Raw genomic sequence first — 18,432 nt, forward strand, 5'->3', positions numbered from 1 at the left:
GCGAAGCGGCCGCCACCTGTTCGCCAGGAATCGCCTGATTTCGCGCGATAGTATGGTTAGTTCGAGCGCTGCGGAAGTCCGATTGGACCGCTTCAGGCTGCCCATGTAGTTGGTGACAGCTACGGTTGTTATGCAGGGCCGCCAGTGAAGCGATCGAATGAGAAAAGCGATAAATCCGCACGGCTCACACCTTGTGTGAGGCGCTCGGCCAGTGCCTCGCCGATAGCGCTGGCAAACTTGAATCCGTGTCCGGAAAAGCCGGTTGCGACCAGGACGTTCGGGCAGGCAGGCACGGTATCGATGATGAAATGCTCGTCCGGTGTGACGTCGTACTCGCAGATCCTTCCCGTTCGAAGCGCTCCGGCTCCCGGCAGGAATTGCTGCAGGAAGGCCCGCAGATCACCGAGATCGGTCGGTTCGGACCCGAACGGGGTGAGCTCTGCGTCTGCCGCGATGTGCTGTCCCCCGTCATGCCTGCCGAGCTTGAGTCCCTCGCCGCCCAGGTCGGGGAAGCCGTAGAACTGGCCGGTCGCCGATGTGACCGCGAAGCCGGGGAAACGATCCGGGCCGAAGTCCGGCGCGGGCTCGAACCAGGCGAAGCTCTTGCGTACGCGAGTCACAGGAAGCGCCATGCCTAGCGGGGCCAGCAACGTACGCGTCCATTTGCCCGCACACACGATGAGCGCTTGCGCGGAGTACCGTTCTCCCTCGCGCGTCACGACATCGACGCTGTCCGGCGCACGCCATTCGATGCCGCTGACCGTCACATTCGTACGCAGCGCCGCGCCATGCATGGAAGCGAGTGTCCGGTAAGCGCTGAGCGCACGTTCGCAATACAGCACGCCAGCGTCGGGTTCGAAGTGAACGATATGCTCTTCGGAAAGTCGCCATGCTGGCCATCGGTTGCGTGCCTCGGCGCCGTCGAGTGTCTCCAGCGTCAGCCCGTACCGGATGGCGCTTTGCCTGACCTCATCCAGAAAGTGGTCGCCGGGCAGACCGATGTTGGCCACACCGGTGCGCACGAAGAAGGGAGTAGCCGTCTCGAGCTCCAGTTCGGTCCAGAGCTGCTGCGCCCGCAACGCCAGCGGGACATAAGCGGCACCCTCTCCGTAGGCATGACGGATAAGGCGCGTGCTTCCATGATGCGAACCAATGTCATGAGGCGGATCGCCGGCGTCGAGCATGAGCACCCGGTTGCCGGCTTTGGCGAGGTAATACCCGGCAGCCATGCCCATCGAGCCAGCGCCGATGATGATTGTGTCGAAGGCGCGCGCGTTGACGTGCAGAGAGGGCATCAGGGATGTATGTCGTGTCGAAGAGTGAGGCAGCAAGCGGTTCCCGCCGCGAGGGCGGAGCGCATTTCACGGTCGTCGATCATTGTCGTCGATTAGTGGTTGCCGGTCGAGCGCGGCGGCCGGTGATCTAGAGTGTCTCAGGCGCGCGGGGCGAGTCGGTATCGACGCCGCGCACGGCCTGCTGGGCTTGCATGCGGTCCTGCCGCATGGCTTCCGCCAGGTCCTGCTCAGTGATGGGCGTGAAGTGCGAGCCCCACTGGTCTGAGTGGCGTGCCCACGGTATCGCCGGGCGCTCGAACGGCCAGACGTGGTAGTAGAGATATAACAGTGAGTTGTCGTGGGCGTGCTGCGCCAACCCCGCGAAGCGGTAGATGCCGCCGTCGATGTGCCGAAACAGTTGCCCCCACTTCGGGGCGCTCATCAGTGCTGCCAGAATCTGGTCGCTCATCGCTCAATCCTCGGTTGTGTTTTCGGAATCCGCGGTCACGAGCTCCGTCTTCCCCGGTCGCGCCATGGCCGCCCTTTGCGTTCTGCCAGCGTCGATGTTGGTGCAGCGCGCGCTGCATTACCGTGCAGTCGCGCACATGTAGTTTCGCGCCCGGGTTGGCGCCAGGCTCACGCACGTCCGGCGTGGCAAGGCTGCGCGACCTCGCAGTTCTTGCGCAGGCGACGGATGCGTAAGTATGTGAACAGTCGTCGCTTTTCCAGACAAAGCGCCAGATTTTGCACGATTCGAAGGTCAAAGCCTGCCGCCCATGTCGAATATCCGCGCGTGGCGCACGTCCTCGTCGATTGAGGAAGAGGCGCTTTATGTTCTCTCAGTGCGGAGGCTCGCCGGAATCGGTTTCCTTCCATATCTGCTCGTATTCATCCAACCCCGCGTGGGATACGATACGCATTAGGCGCGTGCCAGCGTTGCGCGACTCTTGTTTTTCGTTTTGCTTTCAACGATTGACTGCCGGCTTTCTTATTTCAGGCCGCCCTTCCTTTTCATTGCCAGCCCAATTTCATGCTCAGCGCCATCGCCTTGTTCGGCATCTTGATCGTATCTTGCCTGATGAGCGTTGCCATCCTGGGTTCGCTGCTTCGGACAGCCGTGGCGGGAGTTGGTCGTTGGTGTTTCGCTTACGCGCTATTGGCTTCGGCTTCGTCATGGGTGTTGGTCGTCGGCAATCAGCCTGGTCCGGGCGCAATCCTGGGCGTCCTGCTCCTTACGCTGGGCGCCGTGATGCTGCTTGTTCAGGGCATGCGTCAGTTTTTCGGCCTTAGTCCTGTACGTCGTGACGAGTCAGTGGCGATCGTGATCGTCGTTGTAGCGCTGGCGTACTTTACGTGCGTATCGCCTGATCTCCATGCAAGGGTCACGCTGGCATCCATTGTGTTTGCGTATGGACGCATCACCGTGGGTACGTTGGCCCTGCGTCACGCGCCGAGGGACGGCACGCGCTACGCGCATCGATTCCTGGCTGCAGCGGCTTACCTTGGCGCGTTGGTACACATCGCGCGGATCGTTGCGGCAGCGTCCGGTGTCGTGCCGCCCACTACATTCCTGCAACTGTCGCTCTGGAACGTTCTGCTGCTCGGACTGGCGGTTGTCACGTTACCGTGCATGTCGATCGGCATGGTGATGCTCGCACACGATCAGCTCGCCCGAAGGATGGAAAAACTCGCGACCATCGACGAACTGACGGGCGTACTCATGCGGCGCGCGTTCATGTCCAGGGCGAACCTGCTGCTTTCCGAGGCGCAGGAAAAGTCCAGGCGGCTGTCCATCGCGATCCTCGACGTCGACAATTTCAAGGCCGTCAACGACGGCTTTGGCCATGCAGTCGGTGATCGTGTTCTTGCGCGCGTCGCATCGGTGGTGTCCGACGGGCTGCGGTCGTGCGATCTTTTGGGACGGCTGGGCGGCGAAGAGTTCGCGATCTTGTTTGCAGATACCCGCAAAACCGATGCCGCGCGAATGGCCAACGCACTTCGGCTTGTTGCCGAACAATCGCCTGACGATGGCGTGCGCTGCACGTTCAGCGTCGGGGTCAGCGAGATCTTGCCTGGCGATACGCTGGAGAGCGCAATGGCGCGGGCAGACGCGGCACTCTACATGGCGAAAGCGGCAGGCCGCAATCGCGTCGTGGTGGCGCCCGAGACGGACGAACTCGATACGCTGGAGTTCGTGAGGGTGCGGGACGGTAGCGGTTAGCGTCATCCGGAATCTCCCGGACATTTCGGGCGCTCCGCCAAATACATGCGTGCGCGGCTTGTGCGCGAGCGCGCGCAGCATGAGCGCCCAATGGGCGTGGTATTGAACGCCGGCGGCTTTCAATGCGTCATTCACCGCGTTAAAGCGGTGCAGCTTCGCTGCATTGCGATATCCGGGCTTGCCTTGTGCGATCTGTGCGCGGGGGACATGCTCGATGCCCATGCCTACCGATCGCCCGCTGCGCTACGTGAACCCCACCGCGCCCGGCAGAAAGCCTTGGCCGAGGGTCACGCAGCCGTCTGGCCCGAATCGCGGCAGGTTCAATGCGCCCCTGGCGGAACTTGAAGGCGGGGCGTGCTTTCTCTCTTCAGTTTGAGCGGGCCTCGGCCGCGAGGTCCGGGGTCGACCTCCATGTCCGAGTCACAGGAGGGGGCACGTGTGCTGCATGCCGCATCTCGACCACTATCGAGCGTTGCTTCGCGTCGGCGAAGAAACGCTCGAGCAACTCACGGACGTCGTGATCAATGAAGTCGGCACGCGTGGTGTCGACGATTACCGTGGCACGGTCAGGAATGCGGGTGAGCATCTGCTTGAGCGGCACCTTGCCGAGGAACGACACATCCTTGCGAAACGAGAGCAGAAAATGGTCGTCGTGCTGCGCGAGCGCAATCGGCCGATGCAGGTTCGCCCACAGTGCCAGCCCGACGCTGCAGAGCACGCCAAGCATGATCCCGGTAAGCAGATCGGTGGCAAGGACACCAGTGACAGTCACAATGAACGGCGCGAACGGCGCTGCGCCCTGTTTCGCGAGTCCGACGAATAGCGAGGGTTTGGCGAGCTTGACGCCTGTATGTATCAGAATTGCGGCCAGGCTTGCGAGCGGAATCAGGTTGATGACATCGGTGAGGGCGAACACGCTGACAAGCAGCAGCACGCCGTGCACGATTGCTGAGAGCCGGCTTTGCGCACCGGCGTGCACGTTTGCCGAACTGCGTACGATGACCGATGTAATTGGCGTTGTTGCAGAAATTGGGGCGCTTCCAGGTGGACTGACGTTTACGTGCAACGCTCGGGTTGACCAGGATGTTAACTTCGCATCGAGCTGCGTAGATTCTCGATTTTTTCCCCGAGAAGATGCGCAAGGACGAACGCAAGGCCAGCGAACCCAAAGGGGTGTACCGCGTCAGGAACTGGCGGGATTACAACGCGGGCTTGATCGCAAGAGGCGATGTAACCATGTGGATTGATGAAGGCGTACTGACGCAGGTACCCGAGGCTGGCCCGACCAGGCACGGCCGACCGCGTGTCTACAGCGATGCAGCGATCCAGATGCTGCTCAGTCTCAAGCAAGTCTTTCATCTGCCGCTGCGCGCACTGCAAGGCTTCGCCCAGAGCTTGCGCAAGCTCGCCTTTCCGAGCTTGCCGGTACCCAACTACACGACCTTGAGCCGTCGCGCCCAGACCCTCAAGGTCGCGCTGCCGGCGCAACGTCCCCATGAGCCCATGCACCTCGTGATCGACAGCACCGGGCTGAAGGTTTACGGCGAAGGCGAGTGGAAGGTGCGCAAGCATGGCTGGTCCAAGCGTCGCACCTGGCGCAAGGTGCACCTCGCGATGGATGCGAACACAGGCCAGATCTGCGCCGCGCTGATGACCCATCAGGACGAAGGCGATGGCGAAGTGTTGCCCGATCTGCTCGACCAGATTCCGGCTGATGTAATGATCGATACCATCGCAGGCGATGGCGCTTACGACACCAAGCCTTGTCACGCGCAGATCGCCGCGCGTGGCGCCAGCCCGTCGATTCCGCCGCGCGAGGGAGCGAAGCCGTGGCCAGACCGCACGCCCGGCGCCACCTGGCGCAATGCAGCTATTGCCGCTATCGAAGGAAGCAGCAGGCGCGAATGGAAGCAGGCGAGCGGCTACCACCGGCGATCGCTCGCCGAGACCTTGATGTACCGGCTCAAGGTACTCACGGGCTCCTGTCTGTGGGCGCGCGCGACGGGCTCGCAAGCCACCGAGGTATCAATCCGTGCGGGTGTACTCAATCGCATGGTAGCCCTCGCTCGCCCGCAGTCCGTCCGTATCGCCTGAGATTGAGAGCACACAGATCATGTCGTCTCTACGCCTGATTTACGCAACAACGCCGATGTAATTGGCAATCCTCCAACGGCGCCCGCGATGAAATTGCCGACGCCTTGCGCCTTCAGTTCGCGGTCTGGCGGTGCCGTGCGTCGCAGCGGGTCGATCTGCTCGACGGCTTCGAGACTCAACAAGGTCTCGAGACTTGCAACGACGGCCAAGGTCAACGCCACGATCCAGATCTCCGGAGAGGCGAGAAGTGCGAAGCTCAGCTCAAAGTCGCCAAATTTCAGGGCGTCGCCCAGTGCCGCTAACGACCCGATTGCAGGCAGCGCCACACGGTGTTCGACCGGGAGCGCAAACGTAGGCCCGAGCGCGCCGCAAACCACTGTGACACTTACGCCGGCAACCACAACGGCAAGCGGTGCAGGCACGAGCCGCACGAGCGAAAAGCGTCGCAGGGCACGTGTTTCCCACGCCGCGAGGATGGCGAGCGAAAGCGCAGCAACGATGCATGCGATGGGAGAAATCGACTGAAGTGCAGCCAGGAATGATTCGGTGCGGGGCGCTGACGCAAGTCCCAGTGCGAGCGGGATTTGCTTCACGACCAGCAGCAGACCGATTGCGGCGAGCATGCCTTTGATAACGGGCGTGGGCACATAGGAGGCGAGCCGGCCGGCTCTCAGCATTCCAAAGCCGAACTGTATGACGCCCGAAAGCAGCACCGCGAGCAGAAATGCGGAGAAGCCGCCAAGGCGTGCGATGCCATCCACGACGATCACAACGAGTCCCGCGGCGGGGCCGCTCACACTCAAGCGCGAACCGCTGAGCGCGGCGACGACGATGCCGCCGACAATACCAGAAACGAGACCGGCTAATGGCTCGGCGCCGGAGGCTCTTGCGATGCCGAGACACAAGGGTAGCGCGACGAGAAAGACGACGGTGCCCGCAGCGAAGTCGCGCGCAAGCGCGGACAGAGAAGCTCTTGAAGTCATGACGGAAGCAGGAAGAAGAGACGGGTGGAAAACGCGAGTGCGTGCTTTGTGCAAGTGCCGGGCCACGACGGCCGACGCACGCCTGAAGGGGACACGCAATTCAGAATGAATGATCAGCTTGCCGCGATTGCCAACGTTGTTGTCGCATCGTAGCCCGAAGCGAGTTCGCGCAACTGGCCGTCGCTGAGCGAAAAGATCCATCCGTGCACGAGCGGTGCGGGTTCGCTCTCACGCACGAGTGGATGCTCGCGCAGCAGGCGCACCTGCTCGATCACGTTGAGTTCGGCAAGATGGTTGATGCGAGCTTCTTCCGACGGCAGGCGTTCGAGGGTCGCGCGATGCGTCTGCGCGAGCGCGCAAAGCGGCTTGATGCGCCGGTTCACGTGCGGCAGAGCGCCGGCGGGTGGGAGCAGCGAGGCGCGTACGCCGCCGCATCCGTAATGGCCGCAGACAATAATGTGTGCGACCCGGAGTACGCGCACCGCATATTCAAGCACGCTCATGTTGTTGTCGTCGTCGGGGTGGAACAGGTTGGCGATGTTTCGGTGGACGAAGAGGTCGCCTGGTGCACAGTGGGTGACGCTTTCGGCCGGTACGCGGCTATCGGAACAGCCAATCCAGAGCACTTGCGGCTTCTGCCCGGCGGCTAGCGCGCTGAAGAACTGCGGGTCGCGTCGGGCAATTTCCTGCGCCCAGGCGACGTTGGCTACGAGCATGCGTTTCGGAAGATTCATGGGTCGAGGCTCCAATGAGCGGCGGCTCCGCTCAATTCTTACGTATTGCTTTCTACCAGAAAAAAACTGGACGCCCGCGAAAAATAAATCGAAACCATGCGCAGTGAATATAAAAAGGCAGATTGGCCGTGTTTGCGCGAGTACGCGGGAAATTAGCGGCGGCTAACGACCATCGGGAACAATCTTGCTGTGGCGCCCTGTCGAAGAGGGCAGGGCGCGCTTTGGCGCGCTTTGGCGCGCTTGGGCGCGGTTGGCAAGCGTATGCATATCCGCTGAAACCCACGAACGCTATGCGGTGGCGGGCATGTGGTGCGCCTGGTTTGCCGATGGCGCGATCTGTGCGTGCTTTCCCTGCCTGCCAGCCGCTCGGCAAATCTTGAGGAGGCGCCTTCACATACGGCTGGCCCTGATGCCGGCCGTGATGCCGGATGGCCTTTCAATGGATGACCCAATGATGGGCGCAACGGTGACGGAATTAATGCGGACGACGCTTGATGCCCACATCGATCATTTTCCGACCCGCTCGCGCGTTGCTTCAGTCACCGCGTCGCGCACGCAGGCGGTGAGCAGTTCCGAGGCTCGCGTGTGCGGCACACGCGCGGGTCGTGCAATCACGAGCGGCTGAATCACGGTGGCTTCACGTATCGGCCGCTCGGCAACGAGCGGCGTCTTCTCGGCCGCGGGACTTTGCGTAATTAGCAGCGACACGCCCAGCCCGCTTGCCACCATCGCGCGCACGAGTTCAATGGACGTCGCCCGATACTGCACGTTGGGCGACAGGCCGTGCTGCCAGAATGGGGCCATCAGAAAGTCACGGCTCTGCGGCAGGTCGATCTGGATGAATGGCTGCTCCGCGAGTTCGTGCAGCGAGATCGCGCGCCGGCGCTTCGCGAGCGATGACGCGTAGGGCAAGAGCGCGTACGGCTTGAGTTCGGCGAGGCACTCGCGCTCGATGTCCCCGGGCAAGCCCACGTCGTACATGAGTGCGAGATCGATCTGGCGCTTGCGCAGCCACTCATCGAGTTGCGCCAGGTCACCTTCGCGGAACTGCACGGTGAGACCCGGAAAGCGCGCCTGCGCGAGCTTGAGCACACGCGGCAGATAAACCGGCGCGATCGTGCGGAACACGCCGATCTGAACGAGGCCGCCGTCGCCTTCGCCAACGTCGTCGGTGGCGAACGCCAATGCCGAGGCGAGCAGGTGGCGCGCCTCGGCCAGCTTTCGTTGTCCGAAATGCGTAAGCGTCATGCCGGTGCCTGCGCCGCGCGCGAAGAGCGGCGCGTCGAACAGCGCTTCCAGCTCACGGATCGCCACTGAGATTGAAGGCTGCGACACGTTCAACTGTTTCGCCGCAGCGGTCGTGCTGCCGGTTTCCGCGGCCGTAACGAAGTAGCGCAGCAGCCTGAGCGATAGGGCCATACGATTTTCATATAGCGGTTAATTTATTCCAGTATTTTATCTTATTGCCTCCAAAGCCGAGAATTAATTCACCCGCCGAATTGGCCGGCTGTTCTGGAGGAAGACGCTGTGACACTGCTCGCGCTGCCGCTCGACGGCATTCGTGTGATCGATTTTTCCCGCGTGCTCGCGGGCCCGCTATGTTCCGCGCTGCTCGGCGACCTGGGCGCCGAAGTCATCAAGATCGAGCCGCCCGGCGGCGACGACTACCGCGCAATCGGCCCGTTTTCTGGAGGAGAGAGCGGTCTTTTCAGTGCGATGAACCGCAACAAGCAAAGCGTCGTGATCGATTTGAAGCGCGACGAAGGCCGCGCGCTGGCGCAGGCGCTTTGCGCGCAGGCCGATGTCGTTGTCGAGAACTTCCGCCCCGGCGTGGCCGAGCGTCTCGGCATCGACTATGCGCAGCTCGCCGCGCACAATCCCGCGCTCGTGTATGCAAGCGTCTCGGGTTTCGGCCAGACCGGACCGGAATCGCATCGGCCCGCCTACGACATCATTCTGCAAGCGATGTGCGGACTGATGGACGCGACCGGTTTGCCCGATGGCGCACCAACGCTTGTCGGCGATTCGGTCTCGGACGTCGTGAGCGGCATCTTCGCTTCGTGGGGCGTGCTCGCAGCGCTGCTAGCGCGCGAGCGCACCGGCAAGGGTACGCACGTAGACGTGGCGATGTTCGATGCGACGCTTAGCCTGACTGCCGCGCAGGTCGCGCGTTATGCGACGACCGGCATCGCGCCGCAGCGCGTAGGCAACCGGCACCCGTCGTCGGCGCCGTTCGGGGCCTATCGCGCGAAGGACGGCTATTTTGTCGTGGCGGTGCTCAACAATCGTCTTTTCGAGCGCTTCGCGCACGCGCTTGGCCAACCCGCGCTGGTCGACGATGCACGCTTTGCGAACGACGCGGCGCGCTGCGAAAACGAAGCGGTGTTGCGTGCGTGCATCGAAGCGTGGTCTGGTATCCGTAGCATCGACGAGGTGAATGCGCTACTGAGCGAGGCGGGCATTCCTGTCGCACCGATCCAGAACATCAGAGACGCGCTGGAGAGCGAGCAAGCGCGCGAGCGTGGCCTGCTGGTCGAGACGCCGTCCAGCGGCGGGGGCACCATGCGCCTGCCGAGGCAGCCGGTCCAGTTCTCGGCCTGGCCCGCCACGCGCACGACGCGTGCGCCGCGCCTGGGCGAGCACACGCTGGCCGTGCTGCAGCGGCAGCTCGGCGTCGACGCAACCCACATCGATGCGCTGTGCGCCGCCGGCGTACTGGGTGTCGACAAAACCTTAAGCATGCCAAACGAAACGATTCAGGAGATGAATGATGCTTAAACGAATGGGTGTCACCGCGGCCGATCTCGAGATTGCCGAGGCGATCCGTCGCTTTGCGCACGCAGAGTTGGCGCCGCACGCGGCGCAGGTGGACCGCGACGAGATTTCCACTACGCGCTATGTGCCGGCGCTTGCCGATCTGGGCGTGATGAGCATGAACCTGCCTGAGCGCTGGGGTGGCATTGGCGCCTCGCCCGCAGCGATCATTCTTGCATTGGCAGAGATTGCGCGCGCGTGCGCGTCGACTTCGTCGATGATTGGCGCCCACTACCTCGCCACTGATTCGATCCTGATCGGTGGCGACGATGCGTTGCGCGCACGCTATCTGCCCGACGCGGCGACGGGCGTCAAGCTCGGCGCGTTCGCGTTGACCGAGCCGCAAGCCGGTTCGAATCCGGCTGGCATGACGACCCAGGCGGTGCGTGATGGTGATGGCTACAGGCTGCGCGGTGTGAAGCACTTCATTTCGAACGCCGGGGCGGCGCAATTTATCGTGGTCTACGCGAAGACCGCGATGGAGCTCGGGACGCGCGGTATCAGCGCGTTCGTTGTGGATGCCGATACGCCTGGCGTGTCGGTGTCGTCGGCTGAAATGCTGATGGGCATTCGGGGCGCACCGGCGCACGAGGTCGCGCTCGATTGCTATGTGCCGGCGGCAAACCGGCTGGGCGAAGAAGGCACCGGCTTTCGCACGGCGATGAAAGTGCTCGACAACAGCCGCCTGGATGTGGCGGCGACCAGCCTCGGCATTGCAGAAGCGGCACTTGGCGACGCGATGGAATGGGCGAAGACGCGCCACGTCAACGGCGAGCCCCTTGCAGCGAAACAAGGCTTGCAATGGAAATTTGCCGACATGAAAACGCAACTGGAAGCAGCGTGGCTCCTGACGCTTCAGGCGGCGACGCGGCGCGCGGCGGGCGAGCCGTTCACCGATGCGGCTTCGATGGCGAAGCTCTACGCGTCGGAGATGGTGGCGTTCGTCACCGACGCGGCGCTGCAGATACACGGCGGCTATGGATTCACGCGCGAGATGCGCGTCGAGCGGCTCGTGCGCGACGCGCGGATTCTGCGTATTTACGAAGGGTCGTCGGAAATTCAGCGCACGGTGATTGCGCGGTCGATTCTGGCGTAACGACGGTCAATGGACGGAGGGCGAAAATGAAAGTGCTAGTGGCGGTCAAACGCGTTGTCGATGCCAATATCAAAGTCGGCGTGAGGCTCGACGGCACTGGCGTCGACATTGCGAACGTAAAGATGTCGATGAACCCGTTCGACGAAATCGCCGTGGAAGAGGCGGTACGCCTGAAGGAAGCGGGCGTGGCGACCGAAGTGATCGCCGTGTCGGCAGGCGTGACGCAGGCGCAGGAGACCCTGCGCACCGCGCTCGCGATCGGCGCGGACCGCGCCATCCTGATCGAGTCGAATGAAGACCTGCAGCCGCTGGCGGTGGCCAAGCTGATGAAGGCGCTGGTCGACAGGGAACAGCCTTCGCTGGTCATCCTGGGCAAACAGGCCATCGACGACGATTCGAACCAGACCGGCCAGATGCTGGCCGCGCTGGCCAACCTGCCGCAGGCAACGTTCGCGTCGAAGGTTGTGGTGGCGGATGGCAAGGCAAGCGTGTCGCGCGAAGTGGACGGCGGCGCCGAGACGCTGTCGCTGAAGCTGCCGGCCGTGGTCACGACGGATCTGCGCTTGAACGAGCCGCGCTACGTGACGCTGCCGAACATCATGAAGGCGAAAAAGAAGCCGCTGGAAACGATCAAGCCGGAAGACCTCGGCGTGGACGTCGCGCCGCGCCTGAAGACACTGAAAGTCAGCGAGCCGCCGAAGCGCGCCGCCGGTGTGGTGGTGCCGGACGTGAAGGCGCTGGTGGCGAAGCTGAAAACCGAAGCCAAGGTGCTTTGAGCAAACCACGGATACAGAGCAAATGACGAATCTGGTAATTGCAGAACACGACAATGCGTCGATCAAGGCCGCTACGCTGAATACGGTTGCTGCGGCGCTGAAGATCGGTGGCGACGTTCACGTGCTGGTCGCGGGTCACCATGCGCAGCCTGCAGCGGATGCGGCAGCGAAGATCTCAGGTGTGTCCAGGGTGCTGTTGGCCGACGCGCCGCAACTTGAAGCAGGTCTTGCGGAGAACGTCGAAGCGACGGTTCACGCGATTGTGCAAGACCCGGCGAAGAACTACACGCACATCCTCATGCCGGCGACTGCCTGCGGCAAGAACATCGCGCCGCGTATCGCCGCGAAGCTGGACGTCGCCCAGATCAGCGATATTACCGCAGTCGACAGCCCGGACACGTTCGAGCGCCCGATCTACGCAGGCAATGCGATTGCGACGGTGCAATCTCAAGATCCCATCAAGGTCATCACGGTCCGCGCGACCGCATTCGATGCGGTTGCAGCCGAAGGCGGCAGCGCGAGCGTGGAAAAAATCGAGGCTGTGGCGGATTCCGGCCTCTCGCTATTCGTGAGCCGTGAAGTCACGAAGCTAGACCGCCCGGAACTCACGAGCGCGAAGATCATTGTCTCTGGCGGCCGCGGTCTGGGCAGCGGCGAGAACTACACCAAGGTTCTGGAGCCGCTGGCCGACAGGCTGAACGCAGCGCTGGGCGCCTCGCGTGCGGCAGTCGATGCAGGCTACGTGCCGAACGATTACCAGGTCGGCCAGACCGGCAAGATCGTCGCGCCGCAACTGTACGTCGCGGTGGGCATCTCGGGTGCGATCCAGCATCTGGCCGGGATGAAGGACTCGAAGGTCATCGTGGCGATCAACAAGGATCCGGAAGCGCCGATTTTCAGCGTCGCCGATTACGGCGTCGTCGGGGATCTCAACGACATCGTTCCGTCGCTTACCGAAAAAATCTGAACAACGTACGCCGCTTTGTTCAACGCCTGGTGCGCCGCGGTTCGCAGCGCACGCGGGCACGACCCTGCAGCAGTTACCTTTTGGAGATGAGCACAAAATGGACCGTACCGCATCACGGAGTGCAAGAACCGCCATAGCTGAGCGTCGTTCGATCGACTACATCCCCGATGCCGAGCGCCACGGCAATCTTTCCAGCCAGTTTTCGCTCTGGTTCGGTGCGAATCTGCAGATAACGGCAGTCGTGGTTGGCGCGCTCGCCGTCGTGCTGGGTGGCGACGTATTCTGGTCGTTGATCGGGCTTCTCCTCGGGCAGATTCTCGGCGGCGCGGTCATGGCCTTGCATGGTGCGCAAGGCCCGCAACTCGGCCTGCCTCAGATGATTTCGAGCCGCGTGCAGTTCGGTGTCTATGGCGCAATCATTCCGCTCGTGCTGGTCTGTGTGATGTACGTGGGGTTCTCTGCGGGCGGCACGGTGCTGGCCGGTCAGGCCATCGGCGAACTGCTCGACGTGAACAACACCGTTGCGATCCTGATCTTTGCCGCCGTGGTGATTCTGCTCACCGGACTAGGCTATCGAATCATTCACGCAATGGGCCGCGTATCGAGCATCGTCGGCACACTGGCCTTCCTGTACCTCTTCGCGAGCCTCCTGACGGGTCACGCATGGAGCTCGCTGATCGCCAACCGGCATTTCACCGTCGCCTCCTTCCTGCTCGCCGTTTCGCTCTCAGCGTCCTGGCAGATCGCATACGGTCCCTACGTCGCCGACTATTCACGCTATCTGCCGAAGTCCACCTCGACGCTCAAGACCTTCTTCGCCGTATTCAGCGGAACGGTGATCGGGGCGCAGGTTTCGATGACGTTCGGCGTGCTCGCCGCCGCGCTCGCGGGGAACCGCTTCTCCGGGCATGAGGTGGCGTTCATTGTCGGCCTCGGTGCGACGGGTACCATCGCTGCGATCCTCTATTTCACGATTGCGCTTGGCAAGCTCACCATCACCACGCTCAACGCGTACGGCAGCGTGATGTCGGTGGCGACGATCGTTACCGGTCTGGGCCAGCGCCGCGAAGTGTCCCGCCGTACCCGCCTCGCATTCGTGATTCTCTCCGTGAGCGCGTCGAGCGCACTCGCGCTTGCCGGGCAGCATTCGTTTCTGAAGGCATTCTCGTCTTTCCTGCTGTTCCTGCTGGTGTTCTTCACGCCGTGGAGCGCGATCAACCTTGTCGACTACTATTGTGTCACGCGTGAGCGTTACGACGTGCCCGCGCTCTTCGATGCGAATGGCCGATACGGGCGCTGGAATCCGGTCGGTATAACCGTCTACGTTGCAGGTGTGCTGGTGCAGATGCCTTTCGTTGCCACCGGCTTTTATACCGGGCGTTGGGTCGAGTATCTCGGCGGCGTGGATATTTCGTGGATCGTCGGCATCGTCGTGCCGGGCGCGCTGTACTACGCGGCGACGCACTTCGCGCCTTCGCGCGTGCCTGCCCAGCTCATCCTGCCTGATACGCTGAGCGATGAGGCAGGCGCCAGGGAAACGCTGATTTAGCGTGCTGGCACGACCGCGCGGGGCTGAAAACGAAAAAATTTGCAGCCCAAGGGCTTCGAGGCGGCAAGTGGGAATTGTCCCCTTTGGCTACAAAAATCGGGGAACGGGTCTCTTTTATAGCTCATGGGCTAAAAGGCATTCCCGCTGGGCCTACGCCACCCCTCCGACGCCGAAAGCGAGCAGCAATTTTTTTCCGGAAATGTCATAGGACAATATTCTTCGCGTCCTGTTTTGCCGCAATATAGACGAGGGAAGCCACAAAAACCGGTGGTAACCGGATACGCGAACCGGAAAACGCGGAGGTCGTCGGTGATCGAGCAGTGGCGGGAAACCCTGCGCGCGGTGCATGGCGTGGAATCGAAATACAAACGGCTGGTCAAGGCTATCGCGAGCGACATCGAGAGCCAGACTTTGCCGGCTGGCGCACGCCTGCCGCCGCAGCGCGACGTCGCGGCCGAACTGGCGATCAGCGTGCAAACAGTGACCAATGCGTACAAGGAACTGGAGCGACAGGGGCTGATCCGCTGCGAGGTAGGACGCGGCAGCTTCGTGGCTGCGCGCGTTACCGAGACCATGTCGAGCTACATGCTCGATACCGCCGAGCGATCGGTGGTCGATTTTTCGATCGCGCGGATCATTCATACGGCGGAACACGACGCGATGTGGCGCAAGGTGTGCGCCACGCTTTCAACCATCGACGATCAGCCGTGGATTCGCGCGTTTCGCCCGATCGCGGGCTTCGAACACCACCGGCAGGCGGGCGTCGCGTGGCTCGCGTCACTGGGCATGCCGGCTTCGGCCGATACGCTGCTTGTGACGAACGGCACCGCGCACGGCATTTTTCTCGCGCTGGCATCGACGGTCGGCCCCGGCGATACGGTGTTGTGCGAGAGCCTGACCGATCACGGCGTGATCGGCTCGGCCAACGTGCTGGGCTTCACGCTGAAAGGCCTGGAGATCGACGAGTACGGCATTCATCCCGAACATTTCGAGGAAATGTGCGACAGCGAGCGCATTACCGCGCTCGTCTGCACTCCGACGCTGAACAACCCGACGGTCGCGCTGATGCCGGACTCGCGGCGCCGCGCGATTGCGCGAATCGCCGAGCGCTACGGCGTGTACATAATCGAGGACGATGTCTACGGCCCGCTTCCCGCCAAAGCGGCCACGCCGATCTCCAGCCTGATTCCCGACCTGTCGTTTTACTGCACGAGCATGACCAAATCGGTGATGGCGGGCTTGCGGATCGGCTATCTGGCGACGCCGCGCAGGCTGGCGCTGCGCGTGGAGAGCGTGCTTCGCGTCAGCAGCTGGATGGCCACCTCACCGATGGCGGAAGTGGCCACGCGCTGGATCGCGGACGGGACGGCGGCGCGGCTCGTCGAGATCCAGCGCGAACGGCTTGGAAAGCGTCAGGCACAGTTGCGCAAGACGCTGGGCAAATACGTGCTCGGCGCGCATCCGCAGGCGCTCTCCGCGTGGCTGCGCGTGCCCGATCACTGGCGCACCGATCGCCTCGTGAGGGAACTGCGCAATCGCAATATCGCCGTGACTTCACCCGATCCGTTTCTGGTGCGCGACGCCGATAGGCCCAACGCCGTGCGCGTGTGTGTGGGCGCCGAGGTGGGCGAAGGAACTTACAACAATGCGCTGGAGACCATGCTCGATGTGTTCGAGCAATACCCGCAAGTACACGATTTCGTGTAATCGTCGCGCGCATTGCGACGCGCGAACTGGAAATGTACCAGGACAATAAAAATCGCTTTTTAGAACATTAGACTGGGCTGGACTGAGCACGATGCAGCCACCCATGAGCCAGCAAGGCGGGCGTAGCCGCATCGGATTCGAAACCTTCGAACCCTTTCGCGCAGAGCCGAGTCGATGTCCGCTTCGATATCCCTTACTTCGCAGACCGGTCTTTCATTGGCCGATGTCTATCATGCGCGGCGGCGTATCGAGAGGCGCATCTGCCGCACGCCACTCGTCGAATCGCAGGGCTTGTCGCATCTTGCGGGCGTGCCCGTGTATCTCAAGCTCGAAACCGTGCAACCCACTGGCAGTTTCAAGGTGCGCGGCGCCACCAACGCACTCGCGCGTCTCGCCGAGGCCGGTTGCCGCAAGGTCGTGACCGCTTCCACCGGCAATCATGGGCGCGCGGTTGCGCATGCGGCCCGCGCGCTCGGCATCGACGCGATGGTCTGCATGTCGGCGCTCGTGCCGGCCAACAAGGTCGACGCGGTGCGCGCGCTCGGCGCACAGGTTCAGATTGTCGGTAAAAGCCAGGACGAGGCCGAACACGCAGCGCGGCTTCTGGTGCGCAACGAAGGCTATGCGTATGTGCCGCCGTTCGATGATCCGCATGTGATCGCCGGGCAGGCAACGATTGGCCTGGAAATCGTCGAGGCGCTCCCCGATGTCGCGAACATCGTCGTGCCGCTTTCGGGTGGTGGCCTCTTTGCCGGCGTCGCGTTCGCCGCCAGGAGCGCGAACGCCGCGATTGGCCTCACCGGTGTGACGATGGCGCGCGGCGCGGCGATGCAGGCGAGCCTCGCGGCCGGCAAACCGGTTCTCGTCGACGAAGTCGAAACGCTCGCCGATTCGCTCGGCGGCGGCATCGGGCTTGAAAACCGCTACACCTTTGGGCTCACGCGCGATCTGATCGACCAGATCGTGTTGCTCGACGAGGCATCCATTGCGCGCGGCATTGCGCACGCGTACTGGCATGAACGGCTCGTTGTAGAGGGCGCGGCAGCCGTCGGCATCGCCGCCTTGCTCGACGGCAAGCTCGAAGCCGGGCGTCTCGCGCACGGACCGCTCGTGCTGGTCGTGACCGGCGCGAACATCGATATGGACCTGCATCGGCGCGTCGTTGACCGCAGCCGTGCACCACGTGACTCACTCGAGGCCCCATGACTTCCATCACGCTCCTCGGCGAAGCCGAACTACGTCAACTCGTCCCGCTCGATCTCGCGGCGGTCGATCAGGTGGAAACGGCGTTTCTATCGCTTGCCACCGAGGCCGTTGCCATGCCGCCGATCCTGCGGCTCGACCTGCCGGACCACAACGGTGAAATCGACGTGAAGACCGCTTGGCTGCCGCGCTTCGACAGTCTCGCGATCAAGGTGAGTCCCGGGTTTTTCGACAATCCGTCGCTCGGGCTGCCAAGTCTGAACGGGCTGATGCTGGTGCTGTCGGCGAAGACCGGTTTGACCGAAGCCGTGCTGCTCGATAACGGTTATCTCACGGCGGTGCGCACGGCGGCTGCCGGTGCGGTGGCGGCGCGCTGGCTCGCGAAGCCCCACGCGCCGCACGTCGCGGTGCTTGGCGCGGGCGAGCAGGCACGCCTGCAATTGCAGGCGCTGTCGCTGGTGCGCTGCATCGAGCGAGTGCGCGTGTGGGCGCGCAACCCGGAAAGCGCGCAGCGCTTCGTGCAGGAGATGAGCGAAACACTCGGCGTTCGATGCGAGGTGGCGCGCGACGTTCGCCATGCGCTCGCCGAAGCAGATATAGCGATCACGACCACGCCGAGCCGCACGCCGCTGATCGAAGCCGCCCATCTGCATCCTGGTCTGCACATCACGGCCATGGGTTCCGATGCCGAACACAAGAACGAAATCGCCCCGGCGGCGTTGGCGGCGGCGCGCTACGTGTGCGACCGCGCGCAGCAAACGCGTGTGCTCGGCGAACTGCATCACGCGCTGAATGCCGGTGCGATGCACGCCGACAGCGCGATAACCGAACTCGGGCAGGTGATCGCGGGCCAGAGTGCCGGCCGCGTCGATGAAGCCGACGTGACGATCTGCGATCTGACCGGAACCGGCGCGCAGGACACCGCGATTGCGGCACTCGCCTTGCAGCGGGCGCGTGGCGCGAGCGCCGGGGTGCTCTTTTCGCAATGACATCGCCATGAAGGCGCAACAATCG

At 63.0% G+C, this 18,432-nt stretch carries 14 protein-coding genes and 2 pseudogenes; 10 read left to right on the forward strand and 6 right to left on the reverse strand.

Features of this window, described 5'->3' with window-relative positions:
• Positions 1–128: 128 nt before the first annotated feature.
• Both solA and P5W98_RS26045 read right to left on the reverse strand, forming a co-directional pair.
• Positions 129–1,295, reverse strand: a complete 1,167-nt coding sequence (gene solA, locus P5W98_RS26040) for an N-methyl-L-tryptophan oxidase (protein ID WP_421027640.1) — start codon at positions 1,293–1,295, stop codon at positions 129–131.
• Positions 1,296–1,422: 127 nt separating this feature from the next.
• Positions 1,423–1,743 (reverse strand): hypothetical protein, encoded by a 321-nt coding sequence (locus P5W98_RS26045; RefSeq protein WP_421027641.1) that lies wholly within the window; start codon positions 1,741–1,743, stop codon positions 1,423–1,425.
• A gap of 561 nt (positions 1,744–2,304) precedes the next feature.
• Between P5W98_RS26045 and P5W98_RS26050 the strand changes: the two genes are divergently transcribed.
• Positions 2,305–3,495: a GGDEF domain-containing protein gene (locus P5W98_RS26050; RefSeq protein WP_421027642.1), complete on the forward strand. Its 1,191-nt coding sequence runs from the start codon at positions 2,305–2,307 to the stop codon at positions 3,493–3,495.
• 367 nt (positions 3,496–3,862) lie between these two features.
• Here P5W98_RS26050 and P5W98_RS26055 read toward each other — a convergent pair.
• Positions 3,863–4,510: pseudogene (locus P5W98_RS26055) on the reverse strand (SulP family inorganic anion transporter); the annotation flags it as partial.
• Positions 4,511–4,629: 119 nt separating this feature from the next.
• Between P5W98_RS26055 and P5W98_RS26060 the strand changes: the two are divergent.
• Entirely contained in the window at positions 4,630–5,589 is a 960-nt protein-coding gene (locus tag P5W98_RS26060; protein WP_421026637.1) for an IS5 family transposase, read from the forward strand.
• 35 nt (positions 5,590–5,624) lie between these two features.
• On the opposite strand, the pseudogene P5W98_RS26065 reads toward P5W98_RS26060, so the two are convergent.
• The 3 genes and pseudogenes from P5W98_RS26065 to P5W98_RS26075 form a co-directional block, all read right to left on the reverse strand.
• A pseudogene (locus P5W98_RS26065) lies at positions 5,625–6,572 on the reverse strand (SulP family inorganic anion transporter); the annotation flags it as partial.
• A gap of 113 nt (positions 6,573–6,685) precedes the next feature.
• Positions 6,686–7,306, reverse strand: coding sequence for a carbonic anhydrase (locus tag P5W98_RS26070; protein WP_421027643.1), 621 nt, complete (start codon positions 7,304–7,306; stop codon positions 6,686–6,688).
• Positions 7,307–7,813: 507 nt separating this feature from the next.
• Complete coding sequence (locus P5W98_RS26075; protein ID WP_421027644.1) at positions 7,814–8,725, reverse strand: LysR family transcriptional regulator; 912 nt, start codon at positions 8,723–8,725, stop codon at positions 7,814–7,816.
• A 108-nt stretch (positions 8,726–8,833) separates the two neighbouring features.
• Here P5W98_RS26075 and P5W98_RS26080 point away from each other — a divergent pair, with 108 nt between their 5' ends.
• The 8 genes from P5W98_RS26080 to P5W98_RS26115 all read left to right on the forward strand — a co-directional run bounded on the left by P5W98_RS26080 (position 8,834) and on the right by P5W98_RS26115 (position 18,407).
• Positions 8,834–10,084: a CaiB/BaiF CoA transferase family protein gene (locus P5W98_RS26080; RefSeq protein ID WP_421027645.1), complete on the forward strand. Its 1,251-nt coding sequence runs from the start codon at positions 8,834–8,836 to the stop codon at positions 10,082–10,084.
• Positions 10,077–11,216 (forward strand): acyl-CoA dehydrogenase family protein, encoded by a 1,140-nt coding sequence (locus P5W98_RS26085; RefSeq protein ID WP_421028031.1) that lies wholly within the window; start codon positions 10,077–10,079, stop codon positions 11,214–11,216. Before P5W98_RS26080 ends, P5W98_RS26085 begins: the two co-directional genes overlap by 8 nt.
• Positions 11,217–11,242: 26 nt before the next feature.
• Positions 11,243–11,992 carry an electron transfer flavoprotein subunit beta/FixA family protein gene (locus P5W98_RS26090; protein ID WP_421027646.1) on the forward strand — a complete coding sequence of 250 codons (750 nt, stop codon included), beginning with the start codon at positions 11,243–11,245 and terminating at the stop codon, positions 11,990–11,992.
• A gap of 22 nt (positions 11,993–12,014) precedes the next feature.
• Complete coding sequence (locus P5W98_RS26095; RefSeq protein WP_421027647.1) at positions 12,015–12,959, forward strand: electron transfer flavoprotein subunit alpha/FixB family protein; 945 nt, start codon at positions 12,015–12,017, stop codon at positions 12,957–12,959.
• A gap of 97 nt (positions 12,960–13,056) precedes the next feature.
• Positions 13,057–14,508: a purine-cytosine permease family protein gene (locus tag P5W98_RS26100; RefSeq protein ID WP_421027648.1), complete on the forward strand. Its 1,452-nt coding sequence runs from the start codon at positions 13,057–13,059 to the stop codon at positions 14,506–14,508.
• A gap of 309 nt (positions 14,509–14,817) precedes the next feature.
• A complete protein-coding gene (locus P5W98_RS26105; RefSeq protein WP_421027649.1) occupies positions 14,818–16,215 on the forward strand; it encodes a PLP-dependent aminotransferase family protein in 1,398 nt (465 codons plus the stop codon).
• Between the two features lie 174 nt (positions 16,216–16,389).
• The gene (gene eutB / locus P5W98_RS26110; RefSeq protein WP_421027650.1) at positions 16,390–17,421 is read left to right on the forward strand and encodes a hydroxyectoine utilization dehydratase EutB; all 1,032 of its coding nucleotides are present in this window, start codon (positions 16,390–16,392) and stop codon (positions 17,419–17,421) included.
• Positions 17,418–18,407, forward strand: coding sequence for a cyclodeaminase (locus P5W98_RS26115; protein WP_421027651.1), 990 nt, complete (start codon positions 17,418–17,420; stop codon positions 18,405–18,407). The genes eutB and P5W98_RS26115 overlap by 4 nt, the downstream gene beginning before the upstream one ends.
• Positions 18,408–18,432: the final 25 nt, after the last annotated feature.

This window comes from Paraburkholderia sp. A1BS-2L, from assembly GCF_051125205.1.
GTDB lineage: Bacteria > Pseudomonadota > Gammaproteobacteria > Burkholderiales > Burkholderiaceae > Paraburkholderia.